We start from the raw sequence: 999 nt of genomic DNA on the forward strand, positions 1-999 counted from the left end.
AGGACGGTGATATTTACCATGAGCAGGAATTATGCCCGATTTGGTGATATGCCATGCTGGCGTATGATAGGCTGACGCTATTAAAAAATGTTGCATACAATGTTCTTCTAACCCAGGGAAAATAGAAATGTGATGAATGACTGCTTATCTCCCTTAAAATTTCTCACCACTTACAATAAGCGCGGCGCTACCAAAAACATACAATGCCCGGACAAGCCATTGCAGCGCAAGGCTTTCCGGGCATCGTTTACATTAGTCGCGGCGGGATACATAGGAGCGGCTGATTCCACACTGGGCGGCAATTTCTCGCTGTGTGCGGGGAGATCGGTCGTCCAAACCATACCGCATGGTGATAATCATCCGCTCTCGGGGCGTCAGACAGGTCTGTACGCATTGGCGAACCCTGACACAGGCATCCCGCGTGTCAAGGTCCTCAAGCATGTGGTCGTCTACTGCGATTACATCCATCAGCGACAGTGTTCCCCCCTCCCCTGCCGCCTCCAGTGTATCGGTAAGGGAAACTTCCCCCTGAAGCTTACGTTGAGAACGAAAATGCATAAGGATTTCATTTTCAATACACCTGCTGGCATAGGTGGCCAAACGTACATTTTTATCTGCTTTAAAGGTAGAAATTCCCTTGATTAGTCCGATGGTCCCTATAGAAATCAGGTCATCCTGGTCCCCTGTCTGGGCGTAATACTTTTTCAAGAAAACAAGCAAAAGGAAATGACTCCTGGTGTACTGCACCCCATCTGTTAGACTGCATAATATAGGTTTCTTTATTTCAACCCCATGCAGATAGGAATGAGTCACAGCAGCAGAAGGACACCAACAATTCCAACGGCGATTTCTGGCAATCATCATGTTCCAGACCAGTACAATAAATATCCCCCGGCGAAGCCGGGGGTATTTCATATGCGGACAAAGCCCTATGTTACTAGCAAGCGCGTCCCGTCGCGCAAGTACGATCTGACAGCCGCGAAAGTTCTGCTACTTGCC

General features: G+C 48.5%; 1 protein-coding gene. It reads right to left on the reverse strand.

Translation table 11 applies throughout. The features are described from left to right. Positions 1 to 252: 252 nt before the first annotated feature. Positions 253 to 915 carry a sigma-70 family RNA polymerase sigma factor gene (locus tag D1646_RS21630; RefSeq protein WP_347565271.1) on the reverse strand — a complete coding sequence of 221 codons (663 nt, stop codon included), beginning with the start codon at positions 913 to 915 and terminating at the stop codon, positions 253 to 255. Positions 916 to 999 lie beyond the last annotated feature (84 nt).

Source organism: Pseudoflavonifractor sp. 60 (assembly GCF_009911645.1).
Classification (GTDB): domain Bacteria; phylum Bacillota; class Clostridia; order Oscillospirales; family Oscillospiraceae; genus Lawsonibacter.

Excerpts from the sequence above, each read along its gene's own strand:
- D1646_RS21630 (WP_347565271.1), bottom strand. The coding sequence starts at position 915 with ATGAAATACCCCCGGCTTCGCCGGGGGATATTTATTGTACTGGTCTGG.